The following is a 16,943-nucleotide window of genomic DNA, read 5'->3' as shown; positions in this document are numbered from 1 at the left end:
CGGACGAGTTCTTCGACCACCCGCAGAACGAGCGCACCAAGCTGTTCCTGAGCCAGATCCTGCATTGAGGCCGGGCGGGCCTGCCCGCTTCCACGCCTGTCGCGAGAACGCCTTCCCCCGGAAGGCGTTTTTTTCGGACCGCCGGAATACCCCGCCCAGCCGTCAGCGGCCACCGCCGCGTTCGGAGCGGCACCCCATGACGATGGCGCCCCTCGCCTTAACGAGATCTTGAGACCCGCCTTCCTAGAATCGCTAACGATTCTCATTGGCATTTTTCTGGAACCTGATCATGGCGCAGTACAAAACCCCTCATCCCGGCGCGGTGGCGCTCAAGACCCTGGGCGTGGCGCTTGGCGCCGCCGCCAGCGCGCAGGCGCAGCCGGCCAGCGACAACGCCACGGTGCTGGCGCCGGTGACGGTGCAGGCCGACAGCCCGGCGCCCTACAAGGCCGACCACGTGCAGTCCGGCAAATTCACCCAGCCCCTGCTGAACACCCCGCAAAGCATCACGGTGGTGCCGCACGAGGTGCTGGAAGAGCAGCATGCCCAGAGCCTACAGGACGTGCTGCGTAACGTTCCCGGCATCACCTTCAGCTCCGGCGAGGGCAACCTGGGCTGGGGCGACATGTTCACCATCCGCGGCTTTTCGGCCGAACAGAGCATCACCGTGGACGGCATCCGCGACGCCGGCATGTCCAGCCGCACCGACATCTTCAACCTGGAGCGGGCCGAAGTGTTCAAGGGCACCGGCTCGATCGAATCCGGCGTCTCGGCGGTCGGCGGCAGCGTCAACCTCGTCAGCAAGGAAGCCCGGCTGGGCTCGTTCTACAAGGCGTCCGGCGGCCTGGGCACCGACCACTACCGCCGCATCACGGCCGATCTGAACCGGGAATTGACCGACAGCTCGGCGCTGCGCATCAACCTGATGCGCCACCACAACGGCGTGGCCGAGCGCGACGTGACCGAGTTCGACCGCTCCGGCATGGCGGCCTCGCTGGCGATGGGGCTGGGCACGCCCACCCGCGTCACCCTGAACTACCTGCACCAAGAAGACAACAACATTCCCGACGGCGGCGTGCCGATCCAGCGCGGCACCGGCGGCCAGCGCATGCCGAACGTGTCGCGCAACGCCTGGTACGGCGATCCGTCGCTGTACACCGAACAGACCCGCACCGACCAGGCCACCCTGAAGGCGGAACACGATTTCAACGACCGCGTGCGCCTGTCCAACATCAGCCGCTGGGAGCAGACCGACCGCATCGGCGTGCTGTCGCCGGCGCGCCTGAACAGCGCCTCGCGCACCTCCTACGGCTACGCCGGCGCCGGGCCGCTGGTCAACAGCGCCGACGGCATCCCCTCGTACAGCGGCTATGTGGCGCTGGATAACCCCAGCCCCTATGGCCAACTGCGCGGCAACGACTTCGGCACCTCCAAGCGCTACACCATCCTGGCCAACCAGACCAACCTGAGCCTGGATTTCCAGACCGGCGCCATCAAGCACCAATTGGTGACCGGCGTGGAGTTCTACAAGGAGACCTACGGCGATCACGAACGCACCATCAAGGCGCCGTCGACCAACCCGACCTTCGACCTGCGCAACAACGGCGGCGTCGACATGGACGGGGTCGATAAGGTCAAGGGCGCCGACGGCAACCGCGCCGAGGTCTTCAACACCGGCCTGTACGTGGGCGACACGCTGACGCTGACGCCGCAATGGCTGCTGCAGGGCGCGCTGCGCTATGACCGATTCCGCGTCACGCAGGTCACCGGCTCCGCCGGCAAGCACGGCACCAACCGGGTCGAGGACGGCGCCTGGAGCGGCCGCCTCGGCGTGATCTACAAACCGGTGCCCGAGGCCAGCTTCTACGCCGCCTACAGCCAGGCCGCGCAGCCGTCCGCGCTGGGCGCCTCGACCAACAACAACATCTACGGCGCCACCGGCGGCGACAGCTACAAGCCGGCGGTGTCCAAGACCTACGAGCTGGGCGGCAAGTGGGACCTGGCCCAGGGCGACCTGTCGCTGACAGGCGCGGTGTTCCGCACCGAGCTGTCCGACTCCTGGGAGTATGGCGACGACGCCACCGACGTGGTGCGCGCGCTGCCCGCCAAGCGGGTCGACGGCATCGAGCTGGGGCTGGCGGGCAACCTCACCCCGCGCTGGTCGGCGTTCGCCGGCGTCAGCGCCATGAAGAGCCGCATTACAAAGGGCGCCAACAGCGGCGAGGAAGCCAAGAACGTGCCGGACCTGACGTTCAACCTGTGGACCACGTACGCGGCCACCGACAAGCTTTCGCTGAGCTATGGCGCGCAATATGTGGGTAAGCGGCGCTACACCGATAACAAGTACGTAGGCGGCAAGAACAACAATAGTTCCACCGTGTCGGGCCCGTCCGGCACCCATCCCATCTGGGTGCGCGACGACGAGAAGGCGCCGTCCTACTGGCTGCACTCGGTCGCCGCGCGCTATCGCGTCGACAAGTCGCTGACCCTGGGCATGAACGTGGAGAACCTGTTCAACAAGTTCTACTACAGCCGCGTCGGCGCCTCGCTCGACGGATTCCAGCTCTATGGCGTGCCCGGCGCCGGCCGCACCGTGACCTTCACGGCCGAGCTGTCGTTCTGAGGTCCACCCTGAACACGCTGCCTTGCCCGGGCGCCGACCGCAGCGACACGCGCCAGCCCTGGTGCTCGCAGATGCGCCGCACCAGGGACAGCCCCAGCCCCAGGTTGCCGGCATCGGGCTGCGCGCCGCGCACGAACGGGCTGAAGACGGCTTCCTGCCGTTCCAGCGGAATGCCCGGGCCGTCATCTGCCACCTGCAGGTAGTCCGGGCCGGCGCTGATCGTGACGCGCGCGCCCGGGCCGGCGTACTGCAGCGAGTTGCGGATCAGGTTGGACAGCAGCGCGCGCAGCAAGGGCGCGGGAAAACGCGGCGCGTCGGCCTGCGCATCGCCTGGATCCGCCGCGCTCGCCTGCGCCGGCGCTTCGAGTACGAGCGACATGCCGCGCCGCTGCGCCATCGCGCTCCAGGCCGCCAGTTGTTCACGCGCCGCGCCGCCGGCGCTTTCGCGCTTGAACTGGTCACTGGCGTCGCGCCCGCGCGCCAGCATCAGGTAGGTATCGAGCCGTTCGCCCATGTCGGCCGCGGCCGCGGCGATGCGCCGCACGCGAGCGCTTCCGTCGGCGTCCAGGCCGGGTTCGTCCAGCAGCAGCTCGCAGGAGCTGGAAATCACCATCAGCGGCGTGCGCAATTCATGGCCGACGTCCGCCGTGAACAACTGTTCGCGCCGCAGCGCCTGTTCGAGCTGGTTGTAGGTGGCGTCGAAAGCGTCCGCCAGCCGACCGATCTCGTCCGGCGGATAGTCCGCCGCCAGGCGGGTCTGGGGCGGCTGCGCGCCGCGCGCCGTGACCTGCGCCGCCAGCCGCGCCAGCGGCCGCAGCATGCGCCGCGTCGCCAGGGTGCCGAGCACGAACGCCAGCACCAGGCCGCCGGCCAGGCCGCTGACCACGGTCCAGTGCGAAGTGGACTGGTTGCGTTCGTACTCGGTGTAGTCGCGCAGCAGCATGTAGCGCTGGCCGTCCTTGTCGTCCACCATGACGTGCCAGACGCGGCCCTCGCGCTCGATCTTGTGAAAGCCCGGCGCCAGGCCCCGCAGCCCCGCCGGAAACGCCTCGCTGTCCGGCGCGCCATGGAAGAAACGGTGCGGCCGTCCGGGATCGACGCCGGCCAGGAAATCGTTGCGCACCCGTTCCACCGCCATGCCCATGTCGATGCGCTGCAGATGGACTTCGAGCGTGTTCACGCTCCAGATCGAGACCCAGGTCAGCGCGCCGCCAACGAGCAGCGCCAGCAGCAGGTAGGTGCGTACCAGATAGCGCGCCAGCCCGCGCCGCGCGCTACGCATCGTCGCCGGCCCGCATTTGGTAGCCGATGCCGTGCACGGTGTGCAGCAGCGGCGTGGCGAACGGCTTGTCCACCACCTGGCGGATCTGGTGGATGTGCGTGCGCAGGCTATCGCTGTCCGGCGGCGAGTCGCGCCACAGCGCCTCTTCCAGCCGGCCTCGGTGCACCACCGCGGGGCTGGCGCGCATCAGCAGCATCAGCAGTTGCAGCGGCGAAGGCGGCAGCCGCAGCGGCTGTCCGGCCCGCGCCAGCGCCAGGGTGCCGGTATCCAGCGTCAGGTCGCCTACCTGCAGCACCCGCGCTGCGCCGGCCCCATGGGCGCGGTGCAGCAGGGCCTTGACGCGCGCCGCCAGCTCCGCCAGGGCGAACGGCTTGACCAGGTAATCATCGGCGCCAGCGTCGAACCCCGTCAGCCGGTTGTCCAGCGTGTCGCGCGCGGTCACCATGATGACAGGCGTATCGCAGCGCGCCTCCGCGCGCAGCCGGCGGCACAGGTCGTAGCCGTCCAGCCGCGGCAGCATCAGGTCGAGCACGATCAGGTCGAAACCGCCCTCGGCCGCCATGGCGTAGCCGCGCAAACCATCCTCGGCGCAGTCGACGATGTAGCCGCGGCGCGTCAGGTGATGCGTGATGTTCGCCAGAATATCGGGGTCGTCTTCGATGACAAGAACGCGCATGGGGCGGTGCGGGGAATGTAAATCAATCTCAGATTGTAAGCGCGACCCCGATCCCGCCACGGACGCCAGCCGTTTCGCGGCGGGGCCGCCACAACCCGGGGCGCGTCTTAACGAATTCTTGAACCCTGATGACGGAGACTGCCTGCCGATAGGAATGGTTCGCGTTACCCGCAAGCCCGCGGGGCGTGTCGTGGCCACTGGATCGGGATCTCCCCATGCGTTTGAAAAACATGTTCCGCGCGGCGCTGGCCGCCACCGCCCTGCTCTGCGCCCTGCCCGGCGCCCAGGCCCGCCAGGTGACCGACCTGGCCGGCCGCGTCGTCACCGTGCCCGATCATCCGCGGCGAGTGCTGCTGGGCGAAGGCCGCTTCGTCTTCGCCATGGCGTTGCTGGACCGCGCCGACCCGGTGGCGCGCGTGGTCGGCTGGCAGGGCGAGCTCAAGCAGCAGGATCCCTATTCCTGGCAGCAACTGATCAAGCGTTTCCCCAAGGCGGCCGAGGTGCCGCTGATCGGCACCACCTCGGAGGCCAGCGTCAGCCCGGAGAAGATCGTCTCGCTCAAGCCGGACGTGGCCATCTTCAGCCTGAGCGGCCACGGCCCGGGCCGCAACAACCCGATGATCGCGTCACTGCAGCAGGCCGGCATTCCGGTCGTGTTCATCGACTTCCGTCAGCATCCGGTCCAGAACACCGTGCCCAGCCTGCGCATCCTGGGCCAGGCGCTCGACCGCTCGGAACAGGCCGAGCGCTACATCGCGTTCTATGAGTCGCACCTGGCCAAGGTGCGCGAACTGGTGCAGTCGGTGCCGCAGGCCGAGCGTCCTCGCGTATTCGTGGAAATGCTGGCCGGCGTCTGGCCCGCCTGCTGCCACACCACCGGCAACGGCAGCTTCGGCGACCTGCTGGAGACGGCCGGCGGCGTCAATGTGGCGGCCCCGGTGCTGCCGGGCGCGATCGGCGACGTCAGCATGGAATTCCTGCTGAAGGCCCAGCCACAGGTCTACATCGCCACCGGCAGCCGCTCCGACCCCGGCCGTCCCGGCCTGCTGGCGGGTCCCGGCGCCGCCGCCGACGTGTCCGCCGCCAGCCTCTCGACCCTGCTGCAACGCGACGGCATCCGCGACCTGGACGCGGTCAAGCGCGGCCGTGCCTTCGGCATCTGGCACGCGTTCTACAACTCGCCCTACAACGTCGCGGCAATCGAGGCGATGGCCAAGTGGCTGTACCCCGACCGCGCCGGCGCGCTGGACCCGGACGCCACGCTGGCCACGCTGTATCGCGACTTCCTCGATGTGGACGGCGCCGGCACCTACTGGACCGCACCCGCCGCCCGTTAACGGCAGGCAGGCACGCCATCATGCAGACTTCCGCTACCGCCCTCGCGGCCGACGGCGTCCTGGACGATCCCGTCGCCCGCTACCATCGCACCCGCCGGCGGCGGCTGGCGCTGGCCCTGGCGCTGGCCGTGGCCATCGCCATCAGCCTGCTGGCCGACGTCGCCACCGGCCCGGCGGGCCTGGCGCCGCTCGACCTGCTGCGCACCCTGCTGCACCCCGACGCCGCCGACGCTGGCACCCGCGTCATCGTCTGGCAGTTCCGCCTGCCCTACGCCCTGATGGCGCTGCTGGTGGGCCTGGCCCTGGGCCTGGGCGGCGCCGAGATGCAGACCATGCTGGACAACCCCCTGGCCAGCCCCTATACGCTGGGCGTGTCGGCCGCGGCCGCGTTCGGCGCCTCGCTGGCCATCACGTTGGACTGGCACGTGCCGGCGCTGCCGCCCGGCATGGTGGTGTCGCTGTCGGCCTTCGCCAGCACCCTGGTGTCGGTGCTGATCCTGGAGCGCGTGGCGCGCTGGCGCGGCGGTTCGACGCTGGGCGTGGTGCTGTTCGGCATCGCGCTGGTGTATTCGTTCCAGGCCCTGGTCATGCTGCTGCAGTTCATCGCCAGCGAGGAAGCGCTGCAAGGCATCGTGTTCTGGACCATGGGCAGTCTGGCGCGCGCCACCTGGACCACCGTGGGCGTGATGGCGGCCGCGCTGGCGCTGGCGTTGCCGTTCTCGCTGCGCGACGCGTGGAAGCTGACCGCGGTGCGGCTGGGCGAGGAACGCGCCGCCAGCTTCGGCATCGACGTCAAGCGCCTGCGCCTGGTCAGCCTGCTGCGGGTCAGCGCGCTGGCGGCGCTGGCGGTGTCCTTCGTCGGCACCATCGGCTTCGTCGGGCTGGTGGCGCCGCACATCGCCCGCCTGCTGCTGGGCGAGGACCATCGCTACTACCTGCCCGGCAGCGCGCTGGCCGGCGCCCTGATCCTGTCGCTGGCCTCGGTCGCCTCCAAGACCGTGCTGCCCGGCGCCCTCATCCCGGTCGGCATCGTGACCTCGCTGGTCGGCATTCCCTTCTTTCTCACCATCGTCATCCGCGCCCTCAAGCGTGGCTGACGCCTTCCCCTGCCCCTGGAGACGCCTCCCCATGCAATACCGCTACCCGCTCGCCTTCCTCGCCCTGCTGGCCACCGGCGCCGCCCACGCCGCCGATCCCGCCTGCGGCATCGACGTCGAAGGCCAGCCCGGCAAGAAGTTCGCGCCCAACCACATCGTGGTCCCGGCGATCTGCAAGGACTTCACGGTGCGCCTCATCCACACCGGCAAGAACAGCAAGGAAAAGGCCGGCCACAACTGGGTGCTGACCAAGACCGAGGACATTGACGCGGTCATGGTCGACGGCATCAAGGCCGGCGCGGCGCACGACTTCCTGGCGCCGGGCGACGGCCGCATCCTGGCCAGGACGCCGATGCTCGGCGGCGGTGAAACCGCCACCGTCACGTTCCCCGTCAGCCGCCTGGCCGCGGGTGAGTCCTACACCTTCTATTGCTCGTTCCCGGCCCACGCCCAGCACATGCGCGGCACGCTGGCGCTGCAGCGCTGACGCCATGGCCTCGCTGGACATCCGCTCGCTCACCGCCGGCTATGGCAACCGCCCGGTGCTGCGCGCCCTGCGGGCCGCGCCGCTGCCCGAGGGCACGCTGACGGCGCTGCTGGGACCGAACGGCAGCGGCAAATCGACGCTGCTCAAGACGCTGGCGGGGCTCAATCCCATGCTTGGCGGCGACCTGCGGCTGGACGGCGCGGATTTCGCCGGCCTCTCTCCGGCCCGCCGCGCCGAGCACGCCATGTACATGCCCCAGGCCCTGCCCAAGGGCGTTCACATGACCGTGCTGGAGTCGGTGCTGGTGGCGGCCCGCTCGGGCCGCGCGCGCCAGGGCGGCGACGCCTTGATGCGCGAGGCCATGCAGGTACTGGCCGAACTGGGCATCGGCCATCTCGCCAGCCGCTACCTCGACGAGCTGTCCGGCGGCCAGAAGCAGTTGGCGTCACTGGCGCAGGCGCTGGTGCGGCGTCCGCGCCTGCTGCTGTTGGACGAACCGCTGTCGGCGCTGGACCTGAACTACCAGTTCCACGTCATGGACGTGCTGCGGCGCCAGACCGTCCGCCACCGGCTCATCACGCTGGTGGTGCTGCACGACCTGAACATCGCGCTGCGCCACGCCGACCATGCCCTGCTGCTGCACGGCGGCGTCCTGCTGGCCGAAGGCCCGCCACAAGCCGTGGTCACCCCCGATACGCTGCGCCGCGCCTACGGCGTGCTGGCGCGGGTGGAGCGCTGCCCGCAAGGCCAACCCCAGGTGCATGTGGACGGGCTGGCCCATCACGGGCTGGCCCATCATGGGCTGGCCCATGATGGGTTGGCCGCCGCCTAGATCAGGAACTGCCGGTACGCCTCGTTCGCCGTCTCTTCCCAATGCGCGTAGCCCAACTGCGCCAGGAAGCGGTCCAGCGCGGCGTCGTCCGCCAGCGGCGCCTGGATGCCGACCAGCACCGAACTGAAGTCCGCGCCCTGGTTGCGGTAGTGAAACAGGCTGATGTTCCAGTTCGGCGCCATTGCCGACAGGAATTTCATCAGCGCGCCCGGACGCTCCGGGAACTCGAAGCGGAACAGCCGTTCGCCGCCCGCCAGCGGCGAGCGCCCGCCCACCATGTAGCGGATATGCTGCTTGGAGACTTCGTTGTGGCTCAGGTCGCTGACCGCGAAGCCTTCCTGCTCCAGGCCGCGCATGATGTCCGCGGCCTCGCCGCGGCGCGCGATCTGCACGCTGACGAAGATGCGGGCGGTGTTGGCATCGGCGATGCGGTAGTTGAATTCGGTCACGCTGCGCTGCCCCATCACCGCGCAGAAGCGGCGGAAACTGCCGCGCTCCTCGGGCAGCGTCACGGCGAACACGGCTTCGCGCGCCTCGCCCACCTCGGCCCGGTCCGCCACGAAGCGCATGCGGTCGAAATTCATGTTGGCGCCCGAGGTGATCGCCACCAGCGACTGCCCCTGTGCGCCCTCGCGCTCGACATACTGCTTCAGTCCGGCCAGCGCCAGCGCGCCCGCCGGTTCCAGCACGCTGCGGGTGTCCAGGAACACGTCCTTGATCGCCGCGCAGACCGCATCGGTATCCACCAGGATGATCTCGTCCAGGTACTGGCGGCACAGGCGGAAGGTTTCTTCGCCCACCAGCTTGACCGCCGTGCCGTCCGAGAACAGGCCGACCTCGGCCAGGCTGACCCGCTCGCCCACCTGCATCGACTGCGCCATGGCGCTGGAATCGACCGTCTGCACCCCGATCACCTTGACCGACGGATCCACCGCCTTCATGTACACCGACACCCCCGCCGCCAGGCTGCCGCCGCCGATCGGCACGAACACTGCGTCCAGCCGTCCCGGGTGCTGGCGCAGGATCTCCATGCCGACCGTGCCCTGGCCGGCGATGACGTAGGGATCATCGAACGCCGGGATGAAGGTCAGGTCCTGGTCGCGGGCCAGCGTCTGCGCGTAGGCGTAGGCATCGCTGTAGGAATCGCCCGCCAGCACCACCTGCACCGTCGGACCGCCGAAGGCGCGCACGGCGTCCACCTTCACCTGCGGCGCGGTCTGCGGCACCACGATGGTGGCGCGCACGCCGAGCCGGGCGGCGGAGATCGCGACGCCCTGGGCGTGGTTGCCGGCCGAGGCGGTGATGACGCCGCGTTCCAGCGCCGCCTGCGGCGTGTTGCGCATCTTGTTGTAGGCGCCGCGCACCTTGAACGAAAACACCGGCTGGTTGTCCTCGCGCTTGAGGTGCACGCGGTTGCCGAGCCGGCGCGACAGGCCCTGGGCGGGGTCCAGCTCGGTCTCGCGGGCGATGTCGTAGACCCGCGCCGTCAGGATCTGGCGCAGGTATTCCATGGGCGTGGCGCGGCCCGGGGCGAAGGCGTCGGTCTCGGAGGTATTGGCGGTGGCGGCTTGCGGTTGTTGCATGAAAACTCTCTGCGGCGTGGGGACTGGGCCCGGCAGAGGCGGCAACAAAAAACCCGCCTCGTGGGGCGGGTTTGTTTGACTGACTGCGGTCGCGCGTTAACCCACCATTCCAGGAATGATGGTAATAATCAGCGAAATGCGGACGGCGCGGAAAGTCATGGGGCGTAGCTTCCCGCATGCGCGTCGGTTTGTCAAATCGAACGCGTCATCGCGCGGTGCGCACCCCCGCCGCGGCGGCTACAGGTAGGCGCTCACGCGCGCCGGCAGTCCGTCGAGCGGCCGGTGCCGCGCCAATTGCGCCAGCACGCCGCGGAACATGTTCTTCCTGGCTGCCGCATCCGGCACGCGCCGCACGAACAGATATTCGAAATGCGCCAGCAGCCGGCGCAGCAGGTCCGCGTCCAGCCCCAGCAGGATCTGGCGCAGGTCGTCGGGCAGCACTTCGTCGGGCGAAGACAGGAACAGCCCCATCTGCGCCCGCGTCAACGGCTTGGTCCGGTACAGCGCCTCGCAGGCCGCCAGGCAGGCCTGGCGGTCGTCCAGCGCCAGCAGCGTGGTGCACTTGAGGACCATCAGGAATACCTGGAACTCCGAGCCCGCCTCGGCCAGCTCGATGCCTTGGTCGAAGTAGTCGATGGCTTCCTGCAGGCGCCCGCGGTTCAGCCGCAATTGTCCCAGCACCGCGAAGGCCGACGCGAACGCGGTGCTTTGGGCAAACGCCTCCTCGGCCAGTGCCTCGGCCAGTTCCAGGTGCCCATGGCTGAGAAAGCACAGCAGCTTGGCGGCCGCCAGCGCCAGCATCGGGTTGTCGCGCACATGGGGCAACGCCTGGAACACCAGCGCCTCGATCTGCGGTTCCAGCTCGGCCGGATCGCTGGTCAGGTCCAGCACCAGCCTGGCGTAGAGATGCGAGGCCCACATCAGGGCGGTCTGCGGATCGTCCGGCTGCTCGGCGCGCAGCTTTTGCAGCTCGATTTCCGACTCCAGCCAGCTTTGCGGCGTGCGCGCCAACAGCACGGCGGCACGATGCAGGCGCAGTTCGATCGGCTCGTCGGTGGGGCCGGCCACGTCGCCGCGGGCGCGCGCCAGGCTGCGCCAGATCTCGCTCTTGAGCGAGGCGGCAAAGGCGGCGGCAGCGGTGTGGCCGACCTCGGCCTCGTCAGTGGGCGCGATGGTCCAGCGCTCGGCGCGCAGCGCGGCGCCGCTGGCGGCTTCGCGCAGCACCACCGCGCAATGCACCCCGGCCTCGTCCTGGCGCAGCCCGACCTCGACCCGGAACGGCGCCTTCGCCTCGTTCGCCGCGGCCAGCGACAGCAGGCTGACGCCGCGTTCGCTCGGCAGCCGCGCCCTCAGGGCGTCGGCCAGTTCGGTCAGGAAGGCCCGCACCCGAGGCTCGGCGCGCAACGCCTCGGGCCCCGCCGCCGGGCCGATGGCGACATAAACGTCGCCGCCCGGCCCCGCCTCGGGCGCGGCGATCCAGCTATAGCCTTCGCCGTAGCTGGTGGCGATGAAACGCGGCGCGCGCGCCGAATCGCCAAGCTTGCCGCGCAGTCGGTTGATGAGCAGGTCGACGCTGCGCTCGAGCGCCTCGGCCTCGCCGCGCTGGGTGGCGTCCAGCAGGCGCTGGCGCGGCAGGATCTGGCCGACGTGCGCGGTCAGCAGCGCCAGCGCGGCGGTCTCGACCGGCGTGAATTGGATTGTCTTGCCATCGGTACGGCTGGCATAGCGGAACTTCGGATCGAACAACAAATTGCCAAACCGCATTGACTCTCTCCACGCCAGGGCGCTACAACGCCCATCGTCATCCGGCGCCCCGCTCTGTCCCGCCCCGCCAGGCGGCACGGGAAGATGCCGAATATTAGCCAATACTTGCAGGTCGTAGCCAGCAGATTGCGCCGATTTGGCGCCATTCCTGGGGTAAAAATCCCATTTTTCGATGTCCCGCGCACGCGCCGCGGACGATTGGCGCCCATTTCCGCGCCCGCCGCGCGGGCCACGGTATTACAATGTTCGATTCGTGGCACTCGCACCTTCCAGGCGGTCGGGCAATTGGACCAGCACATAAAGGACGGGCGGCGCCATGTTGAGCCGATCGGGGCCTGCCCGGGTCTGCCCATACGAACCCACTCTCGACAACATCTACCGGCTGACGCCGCATAGCATGTTCGGGTTTGCGCCTAGCGCCACCGCCGAACAGATTCAAGGATCATGTCTCTTACTCCGAAGATTATCTACACCCTCACCGACGAAGCTCCGGCGCTTGCAACCCGTTCCCTGCTGCCGATCGTCCAGACCTTCGCGAAGTCCGCTGGCATCACGGTCGAGACCCGCGACATCTCCCTGGCGGGCCGCATCATCGCCCTGTTCCCCGACTACCTCGACGACAGCCAGAAGCTGGGCGACGCCCTGTCCGAGCTGGGCGCCCTGGCGGTCCAGCCCGAAGCCAACATCATCAAGCTGCCGAACATCAGCGCCTCGATGCCGCAGCTCAAGGCCGCCATCAAGGAACTGCAGGACCAGGGCTACAAGCTGCCCGACTACCCGGACGCCCCGGCCAACGACACCGAGCGCGACGTCAAGGCGCGCTACGACAAGGTCAAGGGCAGCGCCGTCAACCCCGTGCTGCGCGAAGGCAACTCCGACCGCCGCGCCCCGCTGTCGGTCAAGAACTACGCCCGCAAGCACCCGCACAAGATGGGCGCCTGGACGGCTGACTCCAAGGCCCACGTGGCGCACATGGACAGCGGCGACTTCTACGGCACCGAAAAGTCGGCCCTGATCGCCGAAGCCGGCGACGTCAAGATCGAACTGACCGCCGCCGACGGCACCAAGACCGTGCTGAAGGAAAAGACCCCGGTCAAGGCCGGCGAGATCATCGACGCCGCCGTGCTGTCGACCGCCAAGCTCAAGACCTTCCTGCAGGCCCAGATCGACGACGCGCGCGCCCAGGGCGTGCTGTTCTCGGTGCATCTGAAGGCCACCATGATGAAGGTCTCCGACCCCGTCATCTTCGGCCACGTGGTGTCGGTGTTCTACAAGGACGTGCTGGCCAAGCACGCCGCCGTCCTCAAGCAGGCCGGCTTCGATCCCAACAACGGCATCGGCGACCTGTACGCCAAGATCCAATCGCTGCCCGCCGACCAGCAGGCCGCGATCACCGCCGACATCGACGCCGCCTACAAGACGCTGCCCCAACTGGCCATGGTGAACTCCGACAAGGGCATCACCAACCTGCACGTGCCCAGCGACGTCATCGTCGACGCCTCCATGCCCGCCATGATCCGCGATTCGGGCAAGATGTGGAACGCCGAAGGCAAGCTGCAGGACGCCAAGGCCGTCATCCCCGACCGCTGCTACGCCGGCGTCTACCAGGCCGTCATTGACGACTGCAAGCAGCACGGCGCCTTCAATCCGGTCACGATGGGCAGCGTGCCCAACGTCGGCCTGATGGCCCAGGCCGCCGAGGAATACGGCTCGCACAACAAGACCTTCGTGGTCCCCGCCACCGGCACCGTGCGCGTCACCGACGCCTCGGGCAAGGTGCTGCTGGAGCAGGCCGTCGAGGCCGGCGACCTCTGGCGCATGTGCCAGACCAAGGACGCCGCGATCCAGGACTGGGTCAAGCTGGCCGTCACCCGCGCCCGCGTCAGCCAGACGCCGGCCGTGTTCTGGCTGGACGAAAAGCGCGCCCACGACGCCCAGGTCATCGCCAAGGTCAAGCAGTACCTGAACGACCACGACACCAGCGGCCTGGATCTGCGCATCCTGCCCCCGGTCGAGGCCACCAAGTTCTCGCTCAAGCGCATCCGTGAAGGCCTGGACACCATCTCCGTCACCGGCAACGTGCTGCGCGACTACCTGACCGACCTGTTCCCCATCATGGAACTGGGCACCAGCGCCAAGATGCTGTCGATCGTGCCGCTGGTCGCCGGCGGCGGCCTGTTCGAAACCGGCGCCGGCGGCTCGGCGCCCAAGCACGTGCAGCAGTTCCTGGAAGAAGGCTTCCTGCGCTGGGATTCGCTGGGCGAGTTCATGGCCCTGGCCGCGTCGCTGGATCACCTCGGCCGCGCCTACGACAACGCCCGCGCCCTGGTGCTGGGCAAGACGCTGGACCTGGCCACCGCCAAGTTCCTGGACGAAAACAAGTCGCCCGACCGCAAGGTCGGCGGCCTGGACAACCGCGGCAGCCACTTCTATCTGGCGATGTACTGGGCCCAGGCCCTGGCCGAGCAGACCGACGACCGCGCGCTGGCCGCGCTGTTCGCCCCGGCCGCGGCCGCGTTCGCGCAAGGCGAAGCCAAGATCCTGGAAGAGCTCAAGGCCGCCCAGGGCAAGCCGGTCGACATCGGCGGCTACTACCAGCCGAACGAAGACAAGGCCAGCCGCGCCATGCGCCCCAGCGCCACGCTGAACCAGGTGCTGGCCAGCATCGGCTAAGCTCCCCGCCCCGGGCCGCCCGGCCCGGTGGCGCAAAAAAAGCCGGCGGTTCCGCAAGGAGCCGCCGGCTTTTTCTTTGCGCCGGGGTTGCCCGCCGGACCGCGGGCCAGGGCCCGACGCGGCATCGCGCCGTCGACCCGCGCCGCTCAGGCCCGCGATACCCCGCGCGCCCGGCGGATCTGCAACCCTTGCAGCGCCACCGGAATCAGCGACAGCCCGATGATGATGACCGACACCCAGTGCAGGTTGGCGCGCACCCACGCGATCGAGCCGAGCCAATAGCCGGCCAGCAGCATCGAGCCGCACCAGGCAATGGCGCCGACCACGTTGTAGATGAAGAACGTGCGGCGCGGCATCTGCGACAGTCCCGCCACGAACGGCGCCAGCGTGCGCACGATGGGCACGAAGCGCGCCACCGTGATGGTCATGGCGCCATAGCGCGCGAAATAGGCGCGCGCCCGCTCAAGGTGCTCGCGCTTGACCCAGCGGCTGTGGGCGAGCTTCTGCCCCCAGCGGGAAGAGGCAATGGCATAGTTGAGCGCGTCGCCGGCAATGGCGGCGGCCGTGATGGCCGCCAGCGACACCAGCGGATCGATGCCCGCCAGGCCCAGGAATGCGCCGGCCGCGAACAACAGCGAATCGCCCGGCAGGAACGGCATCACCACCAGGCCGGTCTCGATGAACACAATGGCGGCGATGATGCAGGTGCCCAAGATCCAGTTTTGCGCCAGCAGCGCCATCAGGCCCTGCTCGCTGGTCAACCACGCAAACATCTCGGTAATGCCCATACGGATCCCGCCCTTCTTTTGCGGCCGGTGACGCCGGCCATTCCATGGAGGGGCGAAGTATGCGGCAGAGCCCGTCGATATTTCATCAAATTTGCCGGCGCGGCCTGGTCGACGCGAGGCGGCCATGGGCGCCGCCCGCGCTAGCGGTCCGCCATCAGCCGATCGAGCCGCAACCGGCCACGCTCGTCCGTCAGCCGCCGCATGGCGCCGTAGGCCGCGCCCATGGCCGCCATGCCGCTGGCGCCACAGAGCAGGAACATCAACAGGATCTGGTACTTGGCGGCATCGATGGGATCCATGCCGGCGATGATCTGGCCGGTCATGATGCCGGGCAGCGTGATGATGCCCGCCGCCGACATCTGGTTGATGCTGGGCACGATGCCGCGGCGCACGGATTCCCGCAGCAGCGCCGCGAAGGCCTGGTGCGCCGTGGCACCCAGCGACAGGCGCGCCTCGATGGCCAGCTTTTCGCGCCGCACGCCGGACAACACGCTGTCCAGCGCCAGGCTGGCCGCGTTGAGCACGCTGCCCAGCACGATGCCAACCAGCGCGATCGTGTAGCGCGGGTCGTACCACGGTTCGGGCCGCAAAGCGGTCGACAGGATGAACAGCGCGGTGATGACCGTCGTGGCGACGACGGCCATGGCGCCCACATAGCCGTTGCCGTGGCCGGCCAGGCGCGCCTTGGGCCGGGCGGCGACCTCGCGGGCCGCCAGCGCCATCATCACGGCCACCACCAGCGCGGTCAGCCAGGGCGCCGCGTGCGCGAACACGATGCGCAGGATGTGGCCGACCAGCAGCAACTGCACCACGGTGCGCAGCGCCGCCCACAGCACCTGCTTCTGCAGGTTGAGCCGCAGCGCGAAGGAAATGCCGGCCGACAGCACAACCAGCAGCGAAGCGATGATCAGGTCGGTGGCCTGCAGTTTGATCACGTCCATTGCGGCTCCAGCTTGCCCTGCGCCATGCGCCAGCCGCGGCGGGCCATGCGCCGGGCCTGGTCGGGGTTGTGCGTCACCATCAGGATGGCCGCGCCGCCGTCCAGGTAGCGGCGCAGCTCGGCTTCCACCAATTCGGTGGCGGCGGGATCGAGCGCGGCGGTGGGTTCATCCAGCAACAGCGCGCGCGGCGCCAGCGCTAGTGCGCGCGCCAGGGCGGCCCGCTGGCGTTCGCCGGTGGACAGCTCCTGCACCAGCGCGTCCATTTTCCCGGCGGGCAGGCCCATGCGCTGCATCAGCTCGGCGGCCCGCGCGCGATCGGCGAAGTGCGGGGCGACGTGGTCGTCCCACCAGCCGGCCTCGGCCTGGCAGTAGATCACCTGGCGGCGCCATTGATGGCCGCGTATGCCCGAACGCGGCGCGCCGTCGAGTTCGATTTCGCCGTGGCCGGGGTCCAGGTCGGCGACCTGGCGCAACAGCAGCGATTTGCCCGAACCCGAAGGGCCGGTGATGGCGGCGCATTCCCCCGCCGCAAGATCCAGGCTGACGGGCGACAAGCGCTCGCTGTAGACACCGCGCAGCCTGAGCACGGGACGTTTATCTGACATGGCGGCAAGCATAACCCGCACTTGTCCGCGCCGCACCGGCGCGTTGCCGGCGCTGGCGCCGCATGACGATATGCCCGCCGATCGTGTCCCTATGCGCTTTGCCACCCTGCATATGAGCGCCGCCTGCATGGCGCGGGCGATGCGTCGCGCCCCGGGCGCATTTGCTAGAGTGCCAATATTGCAAATGAAAATCATACCCAAACAGATGTTCAATTCATGCAATACCGGCGATGGAAATTCTTTGTTGTTGCAGTG

Annotated in this window: 13 protein-coding genes; 6 read left to right on the top strand and 7 right to left on the bottom strand. The window is 68.9% G+C overall.

Features of this window, described 5'->3' with window-relative positions:
- Positions 1-289 precede the first annotated feature (289 nt).
- On the top strand, positions 290-2,623 hold the full coding sequence (locus SB816_RS13145; protein ID WP_410547117.1) for a TonB-dependent receptor: 2,334 nt from the start codon (positions 290-292) through the stop codon (positions 2,621-2,623).
- Here the strand turns inward: SB816_RS13145 and SB816_RS13140 are convergent.
- Positions 2,601-3,905 (bottom strand): sensor histidine kinase, encoded by a 1,305-nt coding sequence (locus SB816_RS13140; RefSeq protein WP_410547116.1) that lies wholly within the window; start codon positions 3,903-3,905, stop codon positions 2,601-2,603. The genes SB816_RS13145 and SB816_RS13140 overlap by 23 nt on opposite strands.
- Complete coding sequence (locus SB816_RS13135; RefSeq protein WP_054504175.1) at positions 3,898-4,581, bottom strand: response regulator transcription factor; 684 nt, start codon at positions 4,579-4,581, stop codon at positions 3,898-3,900. Before SB816_RS13135 ends, SB816_RS13140 begins: the two co-directional genes overlap by 8 nt.
- A gap of 215 nt (positions 4,582-4,796) precedes the next feature.
- On the opposite strand from SB816_RS13135, the gene SB816_RS13130 reads away from it, so the two are divergent.
- The 4 genes from SB816_RS13130 to SB816_RS13115 are packed head-to-tail and all read left to right on the top strand — an operon-like array spanning position 4,797 to position 8,334.
- A complete protein-coding gene (locus SB816_RS13130; RefSeq protein WP_410547115.1) occupies positions 4,797-5,918 on the top strand; it encodes an ABC transporter substrate-binding protein in 1,122 nt (373 codons plus the stop codon).
- 20 nt (positions 5,919-5,938) lie between these two features.
- Positions 5,939-7,015 (top strand): FecCD family ABC transporter permease, encoded by a 1,077-nt coding sequence (locus SB816_RS13125; protein ID WP_054504177.1) that lies wholly within the window; start codon positions 5,939-5,941, stop codon positions 7,013-7,015.
- A 31-nt stretch (positions 7,016-7,046) separates the two neighbouring features.
- A complete protein-coding gene (azu, locus tag SB816_RS13120; protein ID WP_054504178.1) occupies positions 7,047-7,502 on the top strand; it encodes an azurin in 456 nt (151 codons plus the stop codon).
- Between the two features lie 4 nt (positions 7,503-7,506).
- A complete protein-coding gene (locus tag SB816_RS13115) occupies positions 7,507-8,334 on the top strand; it encodes an ABC transporter ATP-binding protein (RefSeq protein WP_054504179.1) in 828 nt (275 codons plus the stop codon).
- Here SB816_RS13115 and ilvA read toward each other — a convergent pair.
- Both ilvA and SB816_RS13105 read right to left on the bottom strand, forming a co-directional pair.
- Positions 8,331-9,917 (bottom strand): threonine ammonia-lyase, biosynthetic, encoded by a 1,587-nt coding sequence (gene ilvA, locus SB816_RS13110; RefSeq protein ID WP_081273490.1) that lies wholly within the window; start codon positions 9,915-9,917, stop codon positions 8,331-8,333. The genes SB816_RS13115 and ilvA overlap by 4 nt on opposite strands.
- A 237-nt stretch (positions 9,918-10,154) precedes the next feature.
- Positions 10,155-11,681, bottom strand: coding sequence for a helix-turn-helix domain-containing protein (locus tag SB816_RS13105; protein WP_175167948.1), 1,527 nt, complete (start codon positions 11,679-11,681; stop codon positions 10,155-10,157).
- 444 nt (positions 11,682-12,125) lie between these two features.
- On the opposite strand from SB816_RS13105, the gene SB816_RS13100 reads away from it, so the two are divergent.
- Positions 12,126-14,354: an NADP-dependent isocitrate dehydrogenase gene (locus tag SB816_RS13100; protein WP_054416996.1), complete on the top strand. Its 2,229-nt coding sequence runs from the start codon at positions 12,126-12,128 to the stop codon at positions 14,352-14,354.
- Between the two features lie 146 nt (positions 14,355-14,500).
- Here SB816_RS13100 and SB816_RS13095 read toward each other — a convergent pair whose 3' ends face one another.
- From SB816_RS13095 to SB816_RS13085, 3 genes are all read right to left on the bottom strand, one after another.
- A complete protein-coding gene (locus SB816_RS13095) occupies positions 14,501-15,127 on the bottom strand; it encodes a VTT domain-containing protein (protein ID WP_231132944.1) in 627 nt (208 codons plus the stop codon).
- A 155-nt stretch (positions 15,128-15,282) separates the two neighbouring features.
- A complete protein-coding gene (locus tag SB816_RS13090) occupies positions 15,283-16,083 on the bottom strand; it encodes an ABC transporter permease (protein ID WP_336235348.1) in 801 nt (266 codons plus the stop codon).
- Positions 16,074-16,688 carry an ATP-binding cassette domain-containing protein gene (locus SB816_RS13085; RefSeq protein WP_410547114.1) on the bottom strand — a complete coding sequence of 205 codons (615 nt, stop codon included), beginning with the start codon at positions 16,686-16,688 and terminating at the stop codon, positions 16,074-16,076. Before SB816_RS13085 ends, SB816_RS13090 begins: the two co-directional genes overlap by 10 nt.
- Positions 16,689-16,943: the final 255 nt, after the last annotated feature.

It is taken from the genome of Achromobacter sp. SIMBA_011, from assembly GCF_046535435.1.
GTDB lineage: Bacteria > Pseudomonadota > Gammaproteobacteria > Burkholderiales > Burkholderiaceae_B > Achromobacter > Achromobacter dolens.
This window is presented reverse-complemented; position numbering and strand designations above follow the sequence as displayed.

What these genes read in the sequence shown, in the direction of transcription:
- ilvA (WP_081273490.1), bottom strand. Translation starts at nt 9,917, where the DNA reads ATGCAACAACCGCAAGCCGCCACCGCCAATACCTCCGAGACCGACGCC.
- SB816_RS13100 (WP_054416996.1), top strand. Translation starts at nt 12,126, where the DNA reads ATGTCTCTTACTCCGAAGATTATCTACACCCTCACCGACGAAGCTCCG.
- SB816_RS13095 (WP_231132944.1), bottom strand. Translation starts at nt 15,127, where the DNA reads ATGTTTGCGTGGTTGACCAGCGAGCAGGGCCTGATGGCGCTGCTGGCG.
- SB816_RS13085 (WP_410547114.1), bottom strand. Translation starts at nt 16,688, where the DNA reads ATGTCAGATAAACGTCCCGTGCTCAGGCTGCGCGGTGTCTACAGCGAG.
- SB816_RS13125 (WP_054504177.1), top strand. Translation starts at nt 5,939, where the DNA reads ATGCAGACTTCCGCTACCGCCCTCGCGGCCGACGGCGTCCTGGACGAT.
- azu (WP_054504178.1), top strand. Translation starts at nt 7,047, where the DNA reads ATGCAATACCGCTACCCGCTCGCCTTCCTCGCCCTGCTGGCCACCGGC.
- SB816_RS13115 (WP_054504179.1), top strand. Translation starts at nt 7,507, where the DNA reads ATGGCCTCGCTGGACATCCGCTCGCTCACCGCCGGCTATGGCAACCGC.
- SB816_RS13090 (WP_336235348.1), bottom strand. Translation starts at nt 16,083, where the DNA reads ATGGACGTGATCAAACTGCAGGCCACCGACCTGATCATCGCTTCGCTG.
- SB816_RS13140 (WP_410547116.1), bottom strand. Translation starts at nt 3,905, where the DNA reads ATGCGTAGCGCGCGGCGCGGGCTGGCGCGCTATCTGGTACGCACCTAC.
- SB816_RS13105 (WP_175167948.1), bottom strand. Translation starts at nt 11,681, where the DNA reads ATGCGGTTTGGCAATTTGTTGTTCGATCCGAAGTTCCGCTATGCCAGC.
- SB816_RS13130 (WP_410547115.1), top strand. Translation starts at nt 4,797, where the DNA reads ATGCGTTTGAAAAACATGTTCCGCGCGGCGCTGGCCGCCACCGCCCTG.
- SB816_RS13145 (WP_410547117.1), top strand. Translation starts at nt 290, where the DNA reads ATGGCGCAGTACAAAACCCCTCATCCCGGCGCGGTGGCGCTCAAGACC.
- SB816_RS13135 (WP_054504175.1), bottom strand. Translation starts at nt 4,581, where the DNA reads ATGCGCGTTCTTGTCATCGAAGACGACCCCGATATTCTGGCGAACATC.